The sequence below is a fragment of the Colwellia sp. MEBiC06753 genome (assembly GCF_053470325.1).
Genome location: NZ_JBQMTM010000002.1, coordinates 182,498 through 204,734, shown reverse-complemented (window position 1 = coordinate 204,734; position 22,237 = coordinate 182,498). Strand labels below are relative to the sequence as shown.

22 protein-coding genes are annotated in these 22,237 nt (G+C 40.0%); 6 read left to right on the top strand and 16 right to left on the bottom strand.

What is annotated here, in order from left to right:
- Positions 1–559 precede the first annotated feature (559 nt).
- Positions 560–751: a DUF2164 family protein gene (locus ACOB82_RS02765; protein ID WP_448211415.1), complete on the top strand. Its 192-nt coding sequence runs from the start codon at positions 560–562 to the stop codon at positions 749–751.
- 75 nt (positions 752–826) lie between these two features.
- On the opposite strand, the gene ACOB82_RS02760 is transcribed toward ACOB82_RS02765, so the two are convergent.
- The 3 genes from ACOB82_RS02760 to ACOB82_RS02750 form a co-directional block, all read right to left on the bottom strand.
- Positions 827–1,096 carry a DUF3081 family protein gene (locus ACOB82_RS02760; RefSeq protein ID WP_448211414.1) on the bottom strand — a complete coding sequence of 90 codons (270 nt, stop codon included), beginning with the start codon at positions 1,094–1,096 and terminating at the stop codon, positions 827–829.
- A gap of 110 nt (positions 1,097–1,206) precedes the next feature.
- Entirely contained in the window at positions 1,207–1,755 is a 549-nt protein-coding gene (locus ACOB82_RS02755; protein WP_448211413.1) for a GNAT family N-acetyltransferase, read from the bottom strand.
- 91 nt (positions 1,756–1,846) lie between these two features.
- Positions 1,847–4,045, bottom strand: coding sequence for a M3 family metallopeptidase (locus ACOB82_RS02750; protein WP_448211412.1), 2,199 nt, complete (start codon positions 4,043–4,045; stop codon positions 1,847–1,849).
- Between the two features lie 210 nt (positions 4,046–4,255).
- Between ACOB82_RS02750 and ACOB82_RS02745 the strand changes: the two genes are divergently transcribed.
- Complete coding sequence (locus ACOB82_RS02745) at positions 4,256–5,215, top strand: D-2-hydroxyacid dehydrogenase (protein WP_448211411.1); 960 nt, start codon at positions 4,256–4,258, stop codon at positions 5,213–5,215.
- A 104-nt stretch (positions 5,216–5,319) separates the two neighbouring features.
- Here ACOB82_RS02745 and clpB read toward each other — a convergent pair whose 3' ends face one another.
- The 3 genes from clpB to rluD form a co-directional block, all read right to left on the bottom strand.
- Entirely contained in the window at positions 5,320–7,896 is a 2,577-nt protein-coding gene (clpB, locus tag ACOB82_RS02740; protein WP_448211410.1) for an ATP-dependent chaperone ClpB, read from the bottom strand.
- 172 nt (positions 7,897–8,068) lie between these two features.
- Positions 8,069–8,851 carry a peptidoglycan editing factor PgeF gene (gene pgeF, locus ACOB82_RS02735; RefSeq protein ID WP_448211409.1) on the bottom strand — a complete coding sequence of 261 codons (783 nt, stop codon included), beginning with the start codon at positions 8,849–8,851 and terminating at the stop codon, positions 8,069–8,071.
- Positions 8,832–9,806 carry a 23S rRNA pseudouridine(1911/1915/1917) synthase RluD gene (rluD, locus tag ACOB82_RS02730; RefSeq protein WP_448211408.1) on the bottom strand — a complete coding sequence of 325 codons (975 nt, stop codon included), beginning with the start codon at positions 9,804–9,806 and terminating at the stop codon, positions 8,832–8,834. Before rluD ends, pgeF begins: the two co-directional genes overlap by 20 nt.
- 151 nt (positions 9,807–9,957) lie before the next feature.
- Here rluD and ACOB82_RS02725 point away from each other — a divergent pair, with 151 nt between their 5' ends.
- A complete protein-coding gene (locus ACOB82_RS02725; protein WP_448211485.1) occupies positions 9,958–10,716 on the top strand; it encodes an outer membrane protein assembly factor BamD in 759 nt (252 codons plus the stop codon).
- 89 nt (positions 10,717–10,805) lie between these two features.
- Here the strand turns inward: ACOB82_RS02725 and glnB are convergent, their stop codons facing one another.
- On the bottom strand, positions 10,806–11,144 hold the full coding sequence (gene glnB / locus ACOB82_RS02720) for a nitrogen regulatory protein P-II (protein ID WP_448211407.1): 339 nt from the start codon (positions 11,142–11,144) through the stop codon (positions 10,806–10,808).
- Between the two features lie 185 nt (positions 11,145–11,329).
- On the opposite strand from glnB, the gene nadE reads away from it, so the two are divergent.
- The 3 genes from nadE (at position 11,330) to ACOB82_RS02705 (ending at position 13,498) form a co-directional block, all read left to right on the top strand.
- Entirely contained in the window at positions 11,330–12,163 is an 834-nt protein-coding gene (gene nadE / locus ACOB82_RS02715) for an ammonia-dependent NAD(+) synthetase (protein WP_448211406.1), read from the top strand.
- Positions 12,164–12,251: 88 nt separating this feature from the next.
- A complete protein-coding gene (locus ACOB82_RS02710) occupies positions 12,252–12,818 on the top strand; it encodes a GspH/FimT family pseudopilin (protein WP_448211405.1) in 567 nt (188 codons plus the stop codon).
- A gap of 89 nt (positions 12,819–12,907) precedes the next feature.
- Positions 12,908–13,498, top strand: coding sequence for a GspH/FimT family pseudopilin (locus tag ACOB82_RS02705; RefSeq protein ID WP_448211404.1), 591 nt, complete (start codon positions 12,908–12,910; stop codon positions 13,496–13,498).
- Between the two features lie 70 nt (positions 13,499–13,568).
- On the opposite strand, the gene ACOB82_RS02700 is transcribed toward ACOB82_RS02705, so the two are convergent.
- The 9 genes from ACOB82_RS02700 to lspA form a co-directional block, all read right to left on the bottom strand.
- Positions 13,569–13,901, bottom strand: a complete 333-nt coding sequence (locus ACOB82_RS02700) for a hypothetical protein (RefSeq protein ID WP_448211403.1) — start codon at positions 13,899–13,901, stop codon at positions 13,569–13,571.
- A gap of 4 nt (positions 13,902–13,905) precedes the next feature.
- Positions 13,906–14,313 (bottom strand): type IV pilin protein, encoded by a 408-nt coding sequence (locus ACOB82_RS02695; protein ID WP_448211402.1) that lies wholly within the window; start codon positions 14,311–14,313, stop codon positions 13,906–13,908.
- On the bottom strand, positions 14,313–17,969 hold the full coding sequence (locus ACOB82_RS02690) for a pilus assembly protein (RefSeq protein WP_448211401.1): 3,657 nt from the start codon (positions 17,967–17,969) through the stop codon (positions 14,313–14,315). The genes ACOB82_RS02695 and ACOB82_RS02690 overlap by 1 nt, the downstream gene beginning before the upstream one ends.
- 30 nt (positions 17,970–17,999) lie before the next feature.
- Entirely contained in the window at positions 18,000–18,488 is a 489-nt protein-coding gene (locus ACOB82_RS02685; protein ID WP_448211400.1) for a pilus assembly PilX family protein, read from the bottom strand.
- Positions 18,489–18,492: 4 nt separating this feature from the next.
- Complete coding sequence (locus ACOB82_RS02680; RefSeq protein WP_448211399.1) at positions 18,493–19,431, bottom strand: PilW family protein; 939 nt, start codon at positions 19,429–19,431, stop codon at positions 18,493–18,495.
- Between the two features lie 4 nt (positions 19,432–19,435).
- Positions 19,436–19,972 (bottom strand): type IV pilus modification protein PilV, encoded by a 537-nt coding sequence (gene pilV, locus ACOB82_RS02675; RefSeq protein ID WP_448211398.1) that lies wholly within the window; start codon positions 19,970–19,972, stop codon positions 19,436–19,438.
- Positions 19,973–20,265: 293 nt separating this feature from the next.
- Entirely contained in the window at positions 20,266–21,195 is a 930-nt protein-coding gene (ispH, locus tag ACOB82_RS02670; RefSeq protein ID WP_448211397.1) for a 4-hydroxy-3-methylbut-2-enyl diphosphate reductase, read from the bottom strand.
- A gap of 9 nt (positions 21,196–21,204) precedes the next feature.
- Complete coding sequence (gene fkpB, locus ACOB82_RS02665; protein WP_448211396.1) at positions 21,205–21,636, bottom strand: FKBP-type peptidyl-prolyl cis-trans isomerase; 432 nt, start codon at positions 21,634–21,636, stop codon at positions 21,205–21,207.
- 6 nt (positions 21,637–21,642) lie between these two features.
- A complete protein-coding gene (gene lspA, locus ACOB82_RS02660) occupies positions 21,643–22,164 on the bottom strand; it encodes a signal peptidase II (RefSeq protein WP_448211395.1) in 522 nt (173 codons plus the stop codon).
- Positions 22,165–22,237 lie beyond the last annotated feature (73 nt).

Sequence of the window (22,237 nt, the reverse complement as noted above, 5' to 3'; positions counted from 1 at the left end):
TGCCGATTAACTGTCGAAACATCGAAAGCCAGTTCGGCAATAAACAAATTGTGGCGTCATTCTAAATACTTATAACCAAAATATCTAACTTATAATTAAAACTTTTATATTACTTATTAACGATCGTTATAACTAAGGGGAATTACCTGTGCATATTTAGGCGTTCACTTTTAAGCGTACATTCCACCAGTCACTGTATTATACCAATTTTATTAAATATTTAGTCAGTTCAGAGCTACGTCAGGGAAGTTAGAACAAAGCAAATTGATGCCGGTGTAGTCATTCTCCATCAAGGCAATTTGTAAAGTTATCACTTACCTGACGAGCTCCCGAAGGGCGAGTTTAAACGGCTTATAACCTTCGTTACGGATTTTGATAAGGGAATAACCATTACCTGCAATCAAAGCCACGCCTACATGGATGTAGGTGCTTAGGTTTTGCAGGAGCATAAAACCTGTGCCTATAAACCGTTTAATTCTCGCTGAATGATCAAATACTTAATTCAATTGGTATTACTAAATCGGTTATAGTGTCGCTTTTGATTTTAGGAACACGCATCATGCAATCAATGACCAAAGAGCAAAAACAGCGCTTAACCACGCTGCTAACTGATTATCTAGCGGATGAATTAACGATTGAGTTAGGAGAGTTCGATGCAGAATTTCTGACCGACTTTATTATTGAAAAGTTTGGCCCGCATTTTTATAACCAGGGCTTGATGATGCTCAAATTGCCGTTGCCAAGCGCTTAGAGCTGATTACTGAAGCAATTGATGAAATCGCACTACCTATTGATTAGCCCAAAATCAATTTAATAAAAATATCGATTAAAGCTTAGTAGAAACTTGCTGAAGTTTTTTGATAAACGCTTGCCATGCCTCATCATTAGGACTTTCTACCGCGTATTTACCATGAAACATTAAAGTGACGGTGACGTCATTAAACTGCAAATAACAGGTATATCCATCAAAATCAGTCCAAGCTTGTAAGCCCTGCCAACAAACTTTATTGCTGTCATTACGTTGCGTCGATTCGCCACAGCTCATCACTTTATTAAAAATTGATAAGCAATATTTAGCATCTAATTGATTTTGCATAATTAACCTGATTTAACTCGTTTGTATTTTAACTAAATAATCTTTAGTGCTGATTTAACAACAACGCTACCTTTTTAAACATAGCCTATTCAAATCAGCTTACTCAACCGCTATTCATCTTTAGCGAGTGACATTCTATAATAAACCGCGTCAACTTCGCCATGCTCAGCGGCGTGCACGTAATGTTTTACCAGATGCATACCCAGTTTTTCCATCACGTTAATCGAGCCAATATTTTCTGTAATTGCCGTTGCTGCCAACAGCGGTGCCGCCTTATGTTCACGCAACGCATTAACAACTTGCTGTGCAGCTTCAGTCGCATACCCTTTGCCCCACGTTTTACGCATTAAGCGCCAGCCTATTTCCAACTCACCATAATTGGGTTTATCACTAAAAAAGTTCATAGGTCGCACTAACACCCAACCAATAAACTCTTTGCTAGGCTCAAGAAATACGCCCCACATGCCCCAACCTTGTTCGGCATTAGTATATTTAGCTAAGCGCGGTAACGACACTTGGCGAATTTCATCTATGGTTGGAGTTTTACCGCCATTAATAAAGCGCATAACTTCAGGATCGCTATCTAAATCAAAAAACAACGCCTCATCTTGCTGACCAAGTAAACGGTAACTTAAGCGCTCAGAATTGCTAATTTGCATATTCACCCTACATAACTTCACTGATAAAAAAGCCCGCTAAAGCGGGCTTCAAATCACTTATACATTAACTGTGTTAAAGACTAGTTTAGTCTTATTTTTTTACAGGAAAGCCACGATCACGCATTAAGGCGTCAACCACAGCGTCACGACCACGGAATGCACGGTAGGCTTCAGCTGGATCTACAGCGTTACGAACACTAAATAAGTGATCGACTAATTTTTTCGCAACGACAGGATCATAATAACCGCCTTCAGCTTCTTCGAACGCTTCAGCAGCGTCAGAAGTTAACACTTCTGCCCACATATAACCGTAGTATGCCGCTGAGTAGCCTTCACCACTAAAGACATGACCAAAGTGTGGCGTACGGTGACGCATAACAATTGACGATGGCATATGCAATTTTGCCAGCTCTTCACGTTCAAATTTATCTGGGTCAATACCTGCAGGATCTGTGGTGTGAAGTTTCATATCAATAAGTGCTGACGCTAAATATTCTGTCGTTTTAAAGCCTTCATTGAAAGTTGCCGCTTGCTTAATTTTCGCCACTAATTCCGCAGGCATTGGCTTGCCGGTTTTATAATGAACTAAATAGTTATCAATAACTTCATCGGTAGTTAACCAGCGCTCTAGTAGTTGTGACTGGAACTCAGTGTAATCACGCACACCACCGTTTAACGTAGGGTAAACCACTTTTGACGATAATGAATGTAAGGCATGGCCAAATTCATGGAAGTAAGTTTCGGCATCATCCCAAGAGATCAGCGTTGGCTCACCATCTTGGCCTTTAATAAAGTTAGAGTTGTTTGATGATAAGACATTAGTTTTGCCATCAAAGGTCGTGTGGCTGCGGTAACTTGTAGCCCACGCACCACTGCGCTTACCTTTACGGGCAAATGGATCTAAATACCATAAACCAATATGTTCACCGCTGGTTTTATCAGTCACTTCCCAAACACGCACATCTTCTTGGAATACTGGCACTGAGCCATCAGTGATTTCGGCAAAGTTAAAGTTAAATAAACGGCCCGCAACATAAAACATCGCTTCGCGTAAATTATCTAATTGCAGGTAGTTTTTCACTTCGTTTGAATCAAGGGCGTATTTTTCCATACGTACTTTTTCAGCATAATAACGGTAATCCCACGGTTGGAATTCTTTAACACCGTCAAGCTTAGCAAGCTCCATCATGTCAGCAACTTCTTCGTCAACACGAGCAATGGCTGCTGGCCATACTTTTTCCATTAATGCGATGGCATTTTCTGGCTTTTTCGCCATACGATCTTCTAAACGCCAAGACGCGTAATTTTTATAACCCAATAAACCAACTCGCTCGTGACGTAGGGTTAAAATTTCTTTGATTAACTCATTGTTGTCGAACTCGTCACCGTTATCACCCCGGTTATAGTAAGTTTCCCAAACCGTTTTACGTAAATCACGTTCGGTAGAATACGTTAAGAAAGGATCCATCGACGAACGCGTGTTAGTAATGGCATATTGACCTTCATGATCACGTTCTTTTGCAGCAGATGCCGCAGCATTGATAATTGACTCAGTTAACCCACCTAACTGGTTTTTATCTAAATAAAGTACATAGTTTTCTTCATCAGCTAAAACGTTATTGGCAAATTTAGTGTGAAGCTCAGCTAAACGCTGATTAATTTCAGCGTAACGTTTTTTCTTTTCACCTTCTAGCGTTGCACCATTGCGAGCAAAGCCATTGTAGGTTAACCATACTAAACGTTGCTGATCGCTACGTAAGGTTTTGTATTCCTCACCTTTATAAACTGCCGAAACACGCGCAAATAATTGTTCATTTTGATTAATTTTCGAAAAGAATGCCGATAGCTTAGGCGCCATTTCACCTTGAATCGCTCTAAATTCTGGCGAAGAGCGGTTAGCACTCCAAATACCCCAGTAAGTGAAAATACGACTTAACGGCTGACCTGCACGTTCCATTTCAACTATGGTATTTTCAAAAGTAGCTGGCGCTTCATTTGCCGCAATTGCCTCGATTTCAGCTAAATTCATTGCCATTGCTTCTTCAAGCGCAGGTTTTAAGCCAATTAAACTAACTTTATCAAATGCAGGAACGCCTTCAAAAGGCCCAGTCCACTCAGCTAAAAGTAATTCTTTCGCCGCTTGAACGTCGGCGGCATTATCTGCAACAGCTTCTACTTGTGCCACAGCTTGAGATTGCGGCTCTGCCTGAGCGTTAGTTTCTGTCGAAGAATTACAGCCCCATAACGCCCCAGAAATTAACATTGCTGTTAATAATTTATTGTATTTCATTGTTAATTATTCTCTTTATGTTTTATTTGGGTATGGAGTAAAACAAGTCACCAACACCGCTGGAAAATTTTTAAACGTATTTACTATACGAGTATGCAGCCAAGAAAACTATTCATTACATCGTAAAAATTATGTTAACCAGCGTACTTGAGCCAATTAACGTTTGTCGATAAGCTTTGGCAAATTTAGCAATATAATTAGATGCTGCCTATGAACGCTGTTTTTCTTGATGCAGGCACTTTTAGTGCAGAGGTTAACTTCTCCTCGATAAATACCACCGTTGATCAACAGATGACCTGCTATGCATTTACCGATGCCAGCGAAGTTATCGCTCGAGCAAAAGATGCTGAGATTATTATTACCAATAAGATATTAATTACCAAAGAGATTATTCAGGCCTTACCTAAATTAAAGCTTATATGTGTGACGGCTACCGGCACCAATAATATTGAGCTAACAGCGGCAACCGCTAACAACATTCAAGTATGTAATGCCAGTAATTACGCAGGACCTGCTGTCGCTCAATATATCTTTTCGCAGCTGCTAGCGATATTTCAGGATATTTCCCATCACAACAACTTAGTTAAACAAGGTAACTGGTCGAAAAGCCCGAGCTTTTGTTTATTAGACAAACCGATTAATGAACTTGCCGGCAAATCTATCGGCATTTTAGGGTATGGCCATATTGGTCAACATGTTGCGACAATCGCAAAAGCGTTTGGTATGTCGGTAGTTATTTCAGAACAACCTAACGCTGAGCCTATTCGCGATGGTCGAGTTACTTTTGAACAAATGCTGCAAACGGCTGATATCATCTCTTTGCATTGCCCGTTAACGCCTGCGACAGAACACCTAATTAACCAACAACGATTAGCGTTAATCAAGCCAACTGCGATTTTAATTAACACCGCCCGAGGCGGGTTAATTGATAATGCCGCACTAAAAACTGCGTTAATCAATAATCAGCTAGGCTTTGCAATTTTAGATGTCTTAGACCAAGAACCGCCTCCAGAAGATCATATTCTTTTAGATTCTACAATCCCTAATTTAGCCATTACTGGCCATATTGCTTGGGCAAGTTTACAGGCGCAGCAACGTATTATTGATATTACTGCCGACAATATTAAGGCCTATCTAAATGGAGAAAGGTTAAATCAAGTTTTACCGTAATAAGCTTTATCAACCATTGCCAATTAATAGCAATAAAAAAAGGCAGTTATTAAACACTCAAGTTAATAACTGCCTTTAATTTAAACTTTTATTGCTAGGGGCTCTTAGGTTGTTGAAAAATCAAAACCGAACTCTGTAGGCGTAACCACAATGGTATCCCCTTTTGCAAAATCACCAGCTAGCAAACGCTGAGCAAGTGGGTTTTCGATATCATTTTGTATCGCTCGTTTAAGAGGGCGAGCACCAAACAATGGATCAAAGCCAACTTTAGCAATTTTCTCTAACGCGCTGTCTTCAACTGATAACGTTAACTCTTGCTGAGCCAATCGCGCCGATAATGATTGAATTTGAATTTTAGCAATTTCAACTATTTGTTCGGCTAATAACGGGTGGAATACCACGGTATCATCAACCCTATTTAAAAATTCTGGCTTGAAGTGCTTGCTTAGCTCCATCATTACCGCATCTTTAATTTGCTGATACTGCTCATCACCAGCGTAGGCCTGAATAATATCTGAGCCGATATTAGAGGTCATAATAATCACAGTATTTTTAAAGTCTACCGTGCGACCTTGACCATCAGTTAAGCGACCATCATCCAATACTTGCAATAAAATATTAAACACATCAGGGTGCGCCTTTTCGACTTCATCGAGTAGCACGACCGAATAAGGCTTACGTCTAACGGCTTCGGTTAAATAGCCACCTTCTTCATAACCAACATAGCCAGGAGGAGCGCCAACTAAGCGTGCTACAGAATGTTTTTCCATAAATTCTGACATGTCTACGCGAATTAACGCATCTTCGGTGTCAAACAAGAACTCTGCCAGCGCCTTAGTTAATTCGGTTTTACCAACACCAGTTGGCCCTAAAAATAGGAATGAACCAATCGGTTGATTCGGGTCGGCAAGGCCTGCACGCGAGCGTCTAATCGCGTTGGAAACAGCAACCACGGCCTCTGATTGACCAATGACTCGCTGATGCAAATTATCTTCCATCGCTAGTAACTTCTCGCGCTCTTCAGAAAGCATTTTTGCTACAGGAATACCGGTTGCTCGACTTAAAACATCGGCAATTTCAACTTCAGTGACCTTATTGCGAATCAAGCTCATTTCCTGCATTTCAGCTTGGCTGGCTAAATCTAATTGCTTTTCGAGCTCAGGAATTTGACCGTATTGCAATTCCGACATTTTATTTAAGTCGCCCACACGACGCGCCGCTTCTAAGTCAATTCGTGCCTGCTCTAAATCTGCCTTGATGGTTTGAGTGCCATGCAACGCTGCTTTTTCCGTTGTCCAAACCTCATCAAGCTCATCATAATTAGCTTGAAGTTTAGTGATTTCCTCTGAGATCGCTTCTAAGCGTTTTACTGAAGCATCGTCGCCCTCGCCTTCCAGCGCCTTTTGCTCTAGCTTTAACTGAATTATACGACGATCTAATTTATCCAGATCTTCTGGTTTAGAGTCCATCTGCAAGCGAATGCTTGATGCAGCTTCATCAATTAAATCAATTGCTTTGTCAGGCAATTGGCGATCACTGATATAGCGATGCGACAAAGTTGCGGCCGCAACAATGGCCGGATCGGTAATATCTACGGAGTGATGAAGTTCATAACGCTCTTTTAAACCTCGAAGAATGGCAATGGTATCTTCGACACTTGGCTCATTAACAATAACTTTTTGGAAACGACGCTCTAACGCCGCATCTTTTTCAATATATTGGCGATATTCATCTAATGTCGTTGCACCAACACAATGTAAATCACCACGAGCCAGCGCCGGTTTTAGCATATTACCAGCATCCATCGCACCGTCAGTTTTACCTGCGCCAACCATAGTGTGCAATTCATCAATAAATAAAATAACTTGGCCTTCAAGCTTGGCTAGTTCGCTAAGCACCGCCTTTAAACGCTCTTCAAATTCACCGCGATATTTGGCACCGGCAACCAGTGCCCCCATATCAAGTGATAATACTTGTTTATTCTTTAAGCCTTCTGGCACTTCGTGATCAACAATACGTTGCGCTAAACCTTCAACAATCGCAGTTTTACCAACCCCAGGATGACCAATTAACACAGGGTTATTTTTAGTTCTACGTTGCAGTACTTGAATCGCGCGTCGAATTTCATCATCACGACCAATCACGGGATCTAGTTTACCTTGCTCTGCACGCTCCGTTAAATTAACGGTAAACTTATCTAAGGCTTGACGCACATCTTCAGCATTTGGGTCATTGACATTTTGCCCGCCTCTAACGTGGTCAATGGCTTCTTTAAAGCGCTTTTCTGTTGCGCCAAGTGATTTTAATGTTTGACCAAGTACACCGGTGTCTTCGAGTGCCGCTAGTAAAAATACATCTGACGATATGTAGGTATCATTAAGTTTTTGCGCGTATTTATCACAAAGATTTAGCAACTTGCCAGTTGTAGAAGATAACTGTACTTCTCCGCCAACACCGTGAACTTGTGCTAAGCCATCGAGCGCTTTTTCTAACTGTGTTTGCAATGAATTAACATTAACACCGGCACTTTTTAGTAAGGGAATAACGCTGTTACCGGTTTGCTTCATTAACGCCAGCATTAAATGAATAGGTTCAATAAATTGATGATCACGCCCAAGCGCTAACGACTGAGCATCTGAAATCGCCATTTGAAATGACTGAGTAAATCTGTCTAAACGCATGTTTAACTCTCCGCAATAATCTATCTGGCAGCACAAGCACGCCTTAACTTAGTATTATTTATAAGGGCGTTGTGGATAAATTCAACAAAGCGCTGTTAATAAGTTTGATTTAAAACAAGTTTTTGAAAAGGAATTTAGCAAGAAAAGAATTAAATAATGTGTAAACCAACGTTTAATCCACAAGGCAAATGACTGATGCCATTCTGCCTGTAATATTTTCACGGCGATAAGAATAATAGCGCTTAGGCATGGAGTACGTGCAATCATCTAGCTGCTCAATAGTATTTACACCTTCACGCGCTAATAGTTGCCTTGCCAATAATTGTAAGTCTGCGAAATATTTATCTTTATTTTCACATGGAATATCGGATGGAATAAAGGCTTGCTCAGATTCAGGCAACAAGTTGATAAATGCTTGCTTTACCTCTGCCCCCACTTCAAAAGCAGTTTTACCTATACATGGCCCTAACCAAGCTACAATTTCCTTAGGCTGAATAGCCATCACCTGCAAAGTATTGGTAATAATATTTTGTGCCAGTGGTCGCCAGCCGCCGTGAATGGCTGCAACACAAGTGCCTGTTTTATCCGCCAACAAAATGGGTAAACAGTCCGCAGTCATAATTGACAGGGCAATATGCTTTTTTCGCGTAACGCTGGCATCGGCAATAATCGGCTGTGATTGTACTTCGTTGATTTCGACAACCTGATTGCCATGAACCTGCGATAACCACTGGATTTGGCTTTTGGCTGGTAGAGCCGTTTTTAACAACTCTCGATTTTGAATGACTCGTTCAAGGTTATCGCCAACATGATCGCCTAGATTAAATGCGCTATATGGTGAATGTGCATCTACCGTTAATGGCGAGGAATATCTATGTGTGCTAAATGCCTGCACGTTGGCAGGCATCGCAATAGGAGTGAGATCTAATCGGAGCTTAGTATTGCTCTTCTTCATTAAGCTTATTGTCTTCTTGAAGCAAGCTAACCAGTTTAACAAAATCGTCTGGCAATTCTGCGCGCCAAGTCATTTCTACACCAGTAATAGGGTGATAAAGTTTCAACATCGCAGCATGTAGCGCTTGGCGTTTAAAGCCACGTAAATAATCTAATAGCTCAGGTGTGGCATTTTTAGGCGGGCGAGGACGGCCGCCGTATAACGGATCGCCAACCAAAGGATGAGCAATGTGTGCCATATGGACACGAATTTGGTGAGTGCGACCAGTTTCTAAACGTAATCTTAAGCGCGTATGTAAGCGGTATTTTTCCATCACACGATAATGAGTGACCGATGGACGGCCAGAAATCGTTACCGCCATATGCGTGCGTTTAGTTGAGTGTCGACCAATTGGCTCATCAACTGTGCCACCCGCGGTCATTATGCCGTTTGCTACCGCTTCGTATTCACGGGTAATTTCTCGGCGCTGCAAGGCATCGACTAAATTAGTTTGTGCGGCAATTGTTTTGGCCACTACCATCAAACCTGTCGTATCTTTGTCTAAGCGATGAACAATACCAGCTCGCGGCACCACTTCTAATTCAGGACAATGATGCAATAATGCATTCAATACCGTGCCATCAGGGTTACCGGCACCTGGATGAACGACTAAATCTGCCGGTTTATTGATCACCAAAATATCATCGTCTTCATAAACAATATTTAACGGGATATCTTGCGGTTCAAAACGAATATCTGCTTCAACGGTCGCATCAATAAGTATTTCTTCCCCGCCAAACACTTTTTCACGTGCTTTAGTGATTTGTTTTCCATCAACTTTAACATTACCGGCTAAAATCCACTCTTTTATGCGAGAGCGAGAATAATCAGGAAACATTTCGGCCAAAGCTTGGTCTAAACGTTTTCCTAAGCACTCTTGAGGAACAGTTTCTTGATGTTGAATAATTTCAGCCATTAACGTCTCTTTGATATCAAATTGGTATTTACACTGTGCAAGGCATGATTGCTGAGTTAGAATGCTGCTCAACAATAGAAATGCATTTTACCCTTTTGTGTAGGGCTTTCATAATAATTTTAACGAAAACAAAGTAATGATAATTAAGTCTATGGAAAAATTGACCTTTCGCGCTCTGATTTTAGCTAGTATTGTCGCGCTTTCTGGCTGTTCATCTTCTGATGCCGATATTGATAAAGTACCGGATAGTTCAGCTCAAGTGTTATTTGTAGATGCTCGTGAAGCACTTGATAACGGCTTATACCAAAAAGCCATTCAAATTTTATCGGCAATTGATTCACGATTCCCGTTCGGCCCTATTTCACATCAAGTACAACTTGATTTGATATACGCCTATTACAAAACCGGCAATGCCGATCAAGGTGTGGCGTTAGCCGATCGTTTTTTACGATTAAACCCAACTCACCCAAATGTTGATTATGTTTACTACATGCGCGCACTAATTAAGGTAGGCACCGAAGAAAACTTATTCCAAAGCTTAGCAGGTATTGATCGCTCAGATCGCGATCCAACAGCTTCGCGTGAAGCATTTAACGATTTACGCAAAATCGTTGATGATTACCCACAAAGTAAGTACGCTGCCGACGCTAAAAAACGTATGATAGGGATTAAATCTCGCCTTGCTCAATATGAATTAGCGGTAGCTGAATTTTACTTTAAACGTGAAGCATATGTTTCAGCGGCAAATCGCGCTAAATATATTGTTGAGTTTTACGCTCCGACTAAAGAAGTGGAAAAAGCACTTGAAGTGATGGTGGAGTGTTACCAAGCGTTAGGGTTAACTGAGTTAATGAATAATGCTAAACAAGTGCTAGCAATTAACTATCCGCAAAACCCGATTGTTAATTAACGTTAGCTAAAGCTGAATTTCTTTAACTTAAGTCAATAAAAAAGCCGCAGTTAGCGGCTTTTCTATTGAAAATAACCAGTACTTATATTTTAAATAGCGGCTTCGTTTTCTTCTTCAGTTCGAATGCGTACCACACGCTCAACTTCTGTGACAAATATTTTACCATCACCAATTTTACCGGTTTGCGCGGTTTTTACTATCGCATCAATACAACGCTCGACATCTTGTGAAGAAACCACAATTTCTAATTTTACTTTAGGTAAAAAATCAACCATATATTCAGCGCCACGATAAAGCTCGGTATGACCTTTTTGGCGACCAAACCCTTTAACTTCGGAAACTGTCATGCCAGTAATGCCAATTTCACCTAACGCTTCCCTTACATCATCCATTTTAAATGGTTTGATAATCGCTTCTATTTTTTTCATCTAAACCTCTACTCGACTCTGACGTCAATTTTCTAGCATATCTTTTATTCTAAATCGAAATGGCTAAAAGAAAAAATTTTAATTGCTGATATATTTGAAAAATTTTCACTTATCAAGCGACTCTACAACTGCATATAGTTTTTGATACACTACGATGATTAACGTTATTAACCATAGGATAAACAATGGATCGGCAGTTGATCATTGAAGAAATGAAAGTTCTTCCTGAAATTGATGTAGAGTTTGAAGTAACAAGAAGAGTGGCATTTATAAAAAAACAGTTAGTAAACTCTTCTTTAAAACATCTGATATTAGGCATTAGTGGCGGCGTAGACTCATCAACCTGTGGCAGACTGGCACAAATCGCTGTAGATCAACTTAATCAAGAATATGATTGCGATGACTTCAAATTTGTTGCGGTACGCCTACCCTATGGTGTTCAAGCAGACGAAGATGACGCTCAAATTGCTTTAAGCTTTATTCAACCTAGCCATATTGTTAGTCCAAATGTTAAACCTGGTGCCGATGGTATTCATCAAGAAACGCTAAATGCGCTAAACGATTGTTCCTTACTAAATGCCAATGACCACAGGTTAGACTTTTCAAAAGGCAATGTAAAAGCGCGTACGCGTATGGTCACTCAATATCATATTGCCGGAATTTTAGGTGGACTAGTTATCGGCACCGATCATTCAGCAGAAAATATCACCGGTTTTTTCACAAAATGGGGCGACGGCGCTTGCGATTTAGTACCGCTATTTGGCTTGTCAAAACGCCAAGTTAGGCAAATTGCTAAACACTTAGGTGCGCCTGATATTTTAGTAGAAAAAGCACCAACAGCAGATTTAGAAGACTTAAACCCAGGCAAAACCGATGAAGATGCTTTGGGGCTAAGTTATGATGAATTAGATGACTTCTTAGAAGGAAAAGAAGTGTCTGAACATGTGAATAGCTTAATTATCGATATCTATCGTAGAACGCAGCATAAGCGCTTAGCAATACCAACGATTTATGATTAACCTCAGTCAATATTGACAAAATAAATTCCTAGCTACTATACCTAGATAAGAAAAGGATTTTCTAACAGTAGCTAATAAAGGAATTATTATGCGACAAACTCAAAGTTATCAAGGATGGACTTTGATCGAGTTAATGCTGTCGGTCAGTATAACCAGTACATTACTTGCAATAGCCGTTCCCAATTTACAAGACTTTTTAATAAGAATGCGAGTTGATAATGAAATTTCTCAACTTCATCGCATGTTATTAATTACACGAAATGCTGCGATAAATTCAGGTACCAAAGCAATTTTATGCCCAATAGAAGATAGCGGTGCGTGCAGCAGTAATTGGCACAACCAGCTAAGTGCTTTTATCGATTACAACAATAATCAGGTATTTGATCCGTTAACTGAAAAAATTCTTGTAGTAAAAGATGCAATCAAGACCAATGATAAGTTGCTGTATGCTAAATACAGAAACAAAATAACCTATACGCCAACCGGGCATCTGAGTGGCTTAACAAATGGCACTTTCAGATATTGCCCAACACAAAATTTAAGCCTAGCGCGTGGTATTATTATCGCAACCTCAGGTAGGCTTTATGCCACGTCAGATAAAAACAATGATGGCGTAGACGAAAATCGCTCGGGTAAAAAGCTCAACTGCGAATAAAAGTGACCTTTGAAAAATTAACTGCTGGCGATAGAAATTTGATGATGTTATAAATACTACTTACAAGGATAAGCGTATTAGGCGGTATTATGGCTATTCATCAAATTGCTCGATTTAGTAATTCAGGGAAGTCTGGATTTACCTTAATAGAACTCTTAGTTACGATTGCCATATTAGCAATAGTCATCGCCATAGGCGTTCCTAGCCTAAGCACTTTTATCGTCAAAATGCGGGTTGATAGTCAAATAGCAGAAATCAATCGCTTAATTTTAACTGCTCGAAATACAGCAATTAACTCTGGTAAATACGTTACCGTCTGTCCACTAGCCGCCAACCAATGTACTAATAATTGGCAAAACCAAGTGTCAGTTTTCATTAATAGCGCCAATGATTTTGATAACGCTAAAGCATTCGATGCCAACAACGAAGACTTAATTAAAGTAAAAAATGCAGATACTTCTGGCGATACGACAAAATCAAATACTGCACAAATTATTTATGCGCCAACAGGCAGGCTAGTGCAAGGGGCAACATACACCATTAATTACTGCCCTAAAAGTGATGCTAGTTTATCCCGAGGAATTACAGTAACGGCTTCAGGTAGAACTTATATAAGCCAAGATACTGATAATGACGGTAAAGATGAAGACCGCGGTGGAAATGAGATTAGTTGCACTTAGTTTTAAGAGCAGAGATAAAGCCCTTACTGCAACTAATCGGAGTCAATTCAACTAATATAATAAGTTTATGCTAACGTGGGAGTTCCGCTTCTATTCTTTTTGCTAGAGGTGAAGAGAAATCATCATAAGCACCTACACATTCCTTGACATCATAGACTCTAAATGGTTTTTTCCCCCCCACAATATCGATATCTCGATTTGTTAACCATTGCTTTATCTTACTTACTTTAGATACATTCATTTGTTCTACATAAATAGTATGCCCCCCTCCATAAAGCTCAACTAAGCATTTTATTGACATAACTGCTTGTTTTTCTTTTTTTATACTTTTCTGTTCAGCTAAAGCTGCAGAAAAAGGCGCTGTCACTAGGCTACTAATTAAAATATATTGATGTAACTTCATAATATTACTCCCAACAACCTGTTGCAGGTGTTCTAGCGCCTGTATTAGTGATCGTCATATCTTTACAGGCACCATCTTTCGCTGCTTGGTTAGTTTTAGCACTCGCTTTTAAAGTAAAAGTCGTACCGTTATTAGCAATGGTTGCAGAATAGGTATAGTTATCAGTGGCATAATTTGAATCAACATTCAAATCGGCCAAATCAGCCGTATAACTGCGTGTATCAACAAATAACTGCTCTTGCAGATTAGCCAGTCGCATTAGCTCTCTTTGCCCCTCTGAACGATTAGAGCGAGCAACAAAGTCAGTATAAGAGGGATAAGCTATGGCTGCTAAAATACCTACAATAGCCACCGCAATCATCAACTCAATTAACGTAAAACCGTTATTTTTATTGTTTATACGGTTTTTCATTATTGCTCCTCTTTTATATACATATAAGTTCTTACTGTATCTAGTTCAAAACCTACCGGAACTATGGTACGGCCAGTTATTATATTACCTTTAGATTTGCCTTCTTCGTCAGGCAATACAATTAATGTAGGAGAACCTAAGTACTGCTCACTAATATAAATTTTTCGCTCATCGCCATCTGCAACCTGTATAGGGTTCATATCATCAGTCCAATTATATTTGTGCGTGCCCAATGCCAAGTCCACTGCATATAACCAACCTAAACCAGCCGGTACATCGCACGAGTCAGGGTCTAGGACTAATGACGGTGGCACAAACGTAGTGAAATATGCAACACCATTTATGACAATAGGTGATGACGTACTTTGTTCATCTTCTGTTGATAAATCCATATACCAACCTGACTTTGCACTTACCGCTAAAGCTAAAGTATTACGTTCATTAGTAGTCATATCTTTTGAAAATGGATTATCACTATAGTCATATAAATCCGTTACAGTAATAGTTGCAGGGATATCTGCACCTTGAAATGACTGGGTCAATATATTGCTATCTTTAACCATAAACAGCATATCTTGATTATTACTATGTGAACCTAGTGGGTGAGATCTATTGCCACTTCCAATTAATACAGCATCATAAGGGATTTCCTGATTAGTCACTATCTTGGTGGTATTGCCATCAACGTCAGTGATTTCTGCTTCTAATGTTTCACTAATAAATGTTCTAACAATAGATGGCTCATTAAAGAATCTTCTATCAGTTGCATCTGTAGTCCCCCCAAGCTCAGCTAACTTAGTCACTGTCCACGGATTTTCTGCATCTTTAGGATCTTTATCTGGCATATCGACACGCCAGATATTTCCGCCGGTATCACCAAAGTATAATCGATCAGCCAAGCCATCTGAGTTCGAATCAAGCGTTGCTATACTCGATGGAATACTATCTTCTCCAGGAAAAGTCGTTGTGCCGCCTGACGGCGCTAGACTCCATAATAAATCACCAGAGAGTGCGTCAAGCATATACACAGCACGACCTGAGCTATCCGCGGTCCCAACTGACTCTATATCCTTATTAATATCGTAACCACCACCAATTAATAACACTGGGTTAGCTGTTGTTCCTGATGCGTTAATTTTTGAATAAGCGATTTTAGGTTGTGACCAAGATTGACCTAACTCTTCAAAACCTGGGCTAGAACTATCTTTCTTCCACAATAGTTTTGGAGACTTAGGATCAGTTACATCAAGCGCGTAGTAAGATGTGCCACCACGGCGTAGACCAAAGAATAGTAGAACTTGATCTGTGCTACTATCAACTTTGCCATCACCATTATCATCTCTGAAATAAGACGTTATTTTACCATCAACTCCATAAACTTTTTTACCGGTAGAGTCATTGACACGTAATGGTTTTATTATTGATAAAAACTCTTTAGGCATAAATGCCCAATCTTCAGCGACAGTATCCCCTTTGTCTTCAAACATATGAAGTACACCGGCATTCGTACCGACAACTATACGAATACTAGTGCCATAGTTAATTACTAAAGGTTTTGAATGTAAGGGATCAGCGAATACATCTGCACGCATATCTGTGGTATCGACAGGATCATCTTTATCTTCATTGTCGACATCCATACCGCGGGCCCAATTAAGGTAATCAACGACTTCACCTTCTGGCACATCTAGCTCAACAGCCAAATCTGCTAAGCTACCCAACCCTTTAGGCGATGTTAAGTTGCTATAGTTAAACTCGGTTAAAGTATCATCACTAGCATCATATAATATAGTGCGATCATCCACTTTCATGTTGCGGAGCATTTCAGCTACCCCGCCTTTTTTAACCTCATTTCCATCCAATTCTGTTGACCAGTAGCTTTGAGCGTCTGCACTAAAGTGTGTTCCAGCAGCATTTAGTGCATCTTGGCCATTCTTACCTTTTTGGATATTGTCCACAACTTTGTATTTTTTAACATTACCTTGCCAACGCGTTCCGACGTCAGGATCGAACATCGCATAGTACACATAGTCTAGGGTTTGAGTACGGTCAAAGTTATTGGCGGCAACTGATGCGGAGGTTAATGTTTGGCTACTTGCTTCTAAGCTAGTCAGGCTTTGTACCAACGCTTCTGTTAATGCAGACTCGCCTGTCGCCTTAATAAAGATACCACCGCCTTTTCTCGCGGTTTCATCTAACAATTCTTCTGCTTTTTTCGCTGCAAGTGCTTCATCTTCATTGTAACCATCTTCACCTGGCTCGATATCATAAAGGTTAAAGCCGATAGTAATAGTTTTAACGTTTTGTATCTTATCTTTGGTCGGGTTAAGATCAAGACTGTTGTATTTCGTACCTAAATCATCATTGCTAAGCTTTAAATGCTCTATTTCTTGTTCAGATGGTGATATACCATACATCCACTCGGCAAGCGCTGGTAAATAACTGCCATGCATTTTACTACCAGAAAAAGCGACAGAATTGCCATCTTTATCTAACGCCGTTAACGCTTCTATTTTACTATTTGCCGCGTCATCATTACTTGGGAAACCATCAGTAATAATAATAACAAAGGCGGTACTATTACAGTTTGGCATTGGGGAAATGTAATTTCCCCCGCTAACAATACTAGTATCAAATGCAGGTGAATTACCATCGTAAGTTATCGTGTCATCCTTTTTCCGAATCGTAATATCTGTATCGGCATATTCTATTGACTTACCTGCGAAGTAACGGGATGCTTCATATAGAGATTCACAAAGTGGCGTATAGGTACTCGCAGTGATTTCATTATTAATAATACTGAGTAATTGGGGTTGATTGGTAGCATCTAGTTTATCAATACCAAATATAGTACGACCGCCATTACCATCATTAACACCATCACCTCTGTTATAGTTAAAGACTTGCAAACCAAACTCTACGGATGGGTTAGCTTTGATAACATTAGTAATACTGTCTTGCGCTTGTTTTAAATAGGTTTTCGTTACACCTGCCGCAGTAGTATTGTGGTACCAACGTAGGTACTTATCTGTGTATAAAGTTACTAGCTTACCTGACGCCCAATCTACATTCGATTCATTAATATCTAATGAGTGGTAAATGGGAGATTTTTTTGTACCTTGTAAATTAACTGGATAGCCTTGTGGCAAACCCGTTATGTTAGTAGGCTCGGCGTTTAGCACATCATCTTGACAGTCTAACACCTCGATATTGGCACCTTCATTATCGGGTATTTCTTGCCAGGTCCCACTTGCTCCCTTAAATGAGTATTCACGTACATAACCAGAATAAAACCCAACCTCACTAAGAATTTTTCTAGCGGTTTCACAACTATTGATTTCTTCTAAAAACCGTCTGTGCTCAGTATTATCATCAGGTACAGGTAAGCTTGTGAAATCAACACCACCCTTAGTAAAATAAATAAAACGTTCATCTAAAGCATGATCCGGCCCAATAGGGTCATAAGTACCATCAGGATCATATGGCTCTTTAACGGTAGAATGATTTGCCATACTACCGGAGTTATCAAATATGATAAGCACTTGCTTTTTCTGCAATGCCTGTATAACGTTATCACTGATATACAACTCGGTATCTTCACTTAATGCGAGCTGCGGTAATATCGCCATTGCCATAAATAAAAATAATTTTTTCATCATTTTTTCCCCAATGATAATTTTAGCGTATTAACGCAGTAACTCTTGCGCAATACCAGCATTTACTTCAACGTTGTTGACTTTTTCAGGGCCGTATTTCCTATCAACTTGAACTCTCAAAACGTTGCAAGTAAAGACCTGTGACGAAGAAGCTGATTTTGAGTGGGGGCAATCTGCTTCCAATTTATATATATTGTTTACCAAATGAGCATTCACTCTTGTACCTTCTTTCGAAGTAACGACTAAGTCATCGGTTAGCGGGGCCGGAAAATTTACAAGAGCTTGAGCAAAAGCATTGGTTCCACCATTAACCTGACGATAAATAGTTTCATCCATGGCACCAATCGCTTCTTGCTCTGCTACAACCTTTTCTTCCGTTGCACCTGACATTTTCATATCACTGGTGGTATTTAACATCAGCCCAGCCGCCACTGCTGTCAGCGCAATTAGAAACACTAGCGAAACAATAAGAACCACGCCACGCTGTTTAGATTTATAAAAATAACTATTTGTTCTCATAACATTACAACTTATTTACTAAACTCACGGTTGAGCTAAACATTAATCGACGGTAATTATCGTTCGGTGTATATGCCAGATCACCCACTTGATACGTTCGATTATCCGTATAATCATTATCGGGCGTAATATTTCTAGCCACAACAAACACTTTAACAGCCAATATATTGCTACCTTGGGCATTATTCCAATTGGCTCGAGTCAAGTTGTCAGCAGAAACGTAGGTATTAACAATGCCATCATTATCTAAGTCTAGACCATACATAAAGCGAATAACATCTATGCCATCAACGGCTGGTTGAATACTCATACCGGCAGTGGTTAATTGCCCTTTCATTAGCACAGGAACGACATTAGTACCTACTGCTTCATTTCGTACGTAATAGACATGGTGCTGATACTCCCATAGTCGAGCATTGTCTACATTAGGTATAACAGCGCCACTAAAAATCACGCCATTACTGGTATTGATATTGAGGTGATATCTATTCGCATCTATTGCTATAACGGGATCAGCAGCAACACGCTTAATTTGAATAACATCAGTAAAACCATCAACTTTAGCATCATCGATACACCCCATCAGGTTTGCCGTATCAACCGTTTTACCCCAAAGTGTTCTAAATTGACCAACGGCTAATGGAAAAGAGCCATTGTTAACGCCATCTCCAATACACTCTATTGCTGGAGCGCCAGGTACAGCGGATAAATTTGAACGATCAAGCGTACCTGGGTAATCACCCCAAAAATCTTGTCTTAATAAGTCATCAGTTAATAAACTTAGAGCGAATCGACCATTTTCTTGAAGCTCACCATAACTTGAAGTTTCTTCGGTTGTGGTGCGCATACCAACAAAAACCGACATTACGCCAGCAAACAACGCTAAACCTACTGCCAATGAAATTAGCAGCTCAATGATACTTATGCCTCGAACATTTTTCATACGCTTAAATAAATGCCTCTAAAATAAATTGGCGCCTGCTTTTTCCAGCCGTACCACAGGCATCTTTATTAGCATCTTTCGTTTCTTCTCGTCCTTGCCACGAAATTACTATGGTAACAGCTCCATCAACACCAGGCGTACTGATACAACCTCTGGCATCAAGTAATCCACCTTGATTTTTACCGCCAGCAGTGACATTGGCCCCCATCAACGCCATTTCCCATTCATACAAATCATTAGTCGCAACTTCGGCAGGAGTGCATACATTTGCTTGAGAATTACATCGATTAGCTGGCAAGCCATCTAAAGTGACACCAAAATCATTACCATCATATGAGTTTGCAATGGCTAGTGCTTGATTGTTACGCATGCGCTCAATCATATCTTGAGCAAGGCTAGAAGCTAAGGAACGCTGCATAGCATCAAAGCTTCCTTTTTTCGCGGAAGCCTGCATGGCAACAGCACCTAATATGCCGGTGACGAGAATAAATAAGGCGATGAGAACTTCGATAAATGTCATACCATGGTTTTTAGATCTCATGGTGTTACCTCATAACGACTAATAGACTGAGGATCAGTATAGAGTTTTTGACACAACAAAGTGAATAGGCAATTTATTGTGATAACAAATGCCTTTAGGCCAACATATGTGTTAAATTTCACCATAGTGAACTGCATTAACCCATACCTACATCCATATAATGGGCAGTTGCAGCTATGATACTTACATAAGCTACTTACAGTTACTACCCACGGTTGTTTCTTTAAATTAATAACAGATTCGACACTGTAATCGAATATTAAATGTTGATTAACTTTTATCCATCTTTAAGACTAACGCAATTCTACAGGCACGGCAAATACAATATTCTCTTCACGGCCTGGATGTTCAATAACTTCATGACCACCAAAGGATTTAAGTTTGTCGATGACTTGTTTCACTAGCACTTCTGGCGCAGAAGCACCTGCAGTCACCCCAACTTTACCAATATTTTCTAGCCAAGCTTCGTCAATATTATCGGCAGTATCTATCAGATAAGAAGTTGTACCCATTTTATCAGCAAGTTCACGTAAGCGATTAGAGTTTGAACTATTTTTCGCTCCAACCACTAGCAATAAGTCAACTTGTGCAGCAATGGCTCTTACTGCATCTTGACGGTTTTGTGTGGCATAGCAAATATCGTCTTTACGAGGACCTTCAATCGCAGGGAATTTTTGACGTAACGCATCAATCACATCACTGGTATCGTCAACCGATAAGGTAGTTTGGCTGCAATAGTAAAGTTCTTGAGGGTTTTTAACCGCTAATGAAGCAACATCTTCTGGTGATTCAACAAGGTAAATACCACCATCGTCACTGTCATATTGCCCCATAGTACCTTCAACTTCGGGGTGACCAGCATGACCAATTAAAATACATTCAACGCCTTTGCGGCTAGCACGAGATACTTCCATATGCACTTTAGTCACTAGTGGGCAAGTGGCATCAAATACTTTTAATCCGCGATTTTTGGCTTCGTTTCTAACGGCTTTAGATACGCCATGCGCGCTAAAAATAACCGTGGCATCATCAGGTACTTCATGTAATTCATCAACAAACACCGCACCGCGCTGTTTTAAGCCATTAACCACAAACTTGTTATGTACGACTTCATGGCGCACATAAATTGGTGCGTCGAATAAATCAAGGGCGCGATCCACAATACTAATTGCACGGTCAACACCAGCACAAAAGCCTCTTGGGTTAGCTAAAATTATTTCCATTTTTCGCCCCTATTTGATTTCAATAACGTCAATAACAAAGGTTACATCTTGCCCAGCCAATGGATGATTAAAATCAACCGTTACTGACGCACCAGATACTTCTGTGATCATACCTGGTAGTTCGACACCACCTGGTTGGGTAAACGTAACAATACTGCCAACTTCAGCTGGCGTATCTGCGTTGAACTTTGATATATCTAAATAATGAATATTATCAGGGTTTTTATCACCAAAAGCATCTGCTGATTTTAGGGTAAATTCTTTAGTTTCCCCGGCAGCCATACCAATTAATTGCTGTTCAAAAGCTGGCGAAATACTTTGATCGCCAATATTAATGATTGCTGGACGGTTGTTTACTTTAGTGCTTTCGGCTGCCGAACCGTCAGATAACTTCATGGTAATATGGGCAACAATGCTTGAATCTGATTTAACTTGAGTCATAACTAATTACTTCTCTATATGCTGTTCGCTGGGTTCTTGTTTTTGGTCATCATTATTAACCAGTGAGTCATAAATCATTAATGCCGCCCCAACAAATATCACTGAATCAGCAACATTAAACGCCGGCCAATGCCAGCTGCCCACATAAAAGTCTAAAAAGTCGATAACATAGCCAAGAACTAAGCGATCAATTAAATTACCTACCGCGCCACTTAACATTAACGCAAAGCCAATGCCTAACACCTTATTTGATGCCGGTGTTTTTGCTAGCCAGTATAAAAATAACAAGCTGGCAAATGCCGCTATTGTTGCAAAAAACCAACGTTGCCAGCCCGAGTGATCAGCTAAAAAGCTAAAAGCAGCACCGTAATTATGGACATACGTTAGGTTGAAATATGAAATTACTGATACCGATTCATATAAATCGAAACTGCCTGCAACCCAGTGTTTCGTTACTTGGTCAACAATTAAAAAAAGAAACGTCAGCCATAACCATTTTAATGCTGATGTTGAAAAATTTACTGCCACAATAAAACTCTTGTTTAAATTAGCGTGTTTGAAATAACTTACTTAAATTAACCTAATAAATTTAGCGCGGTTA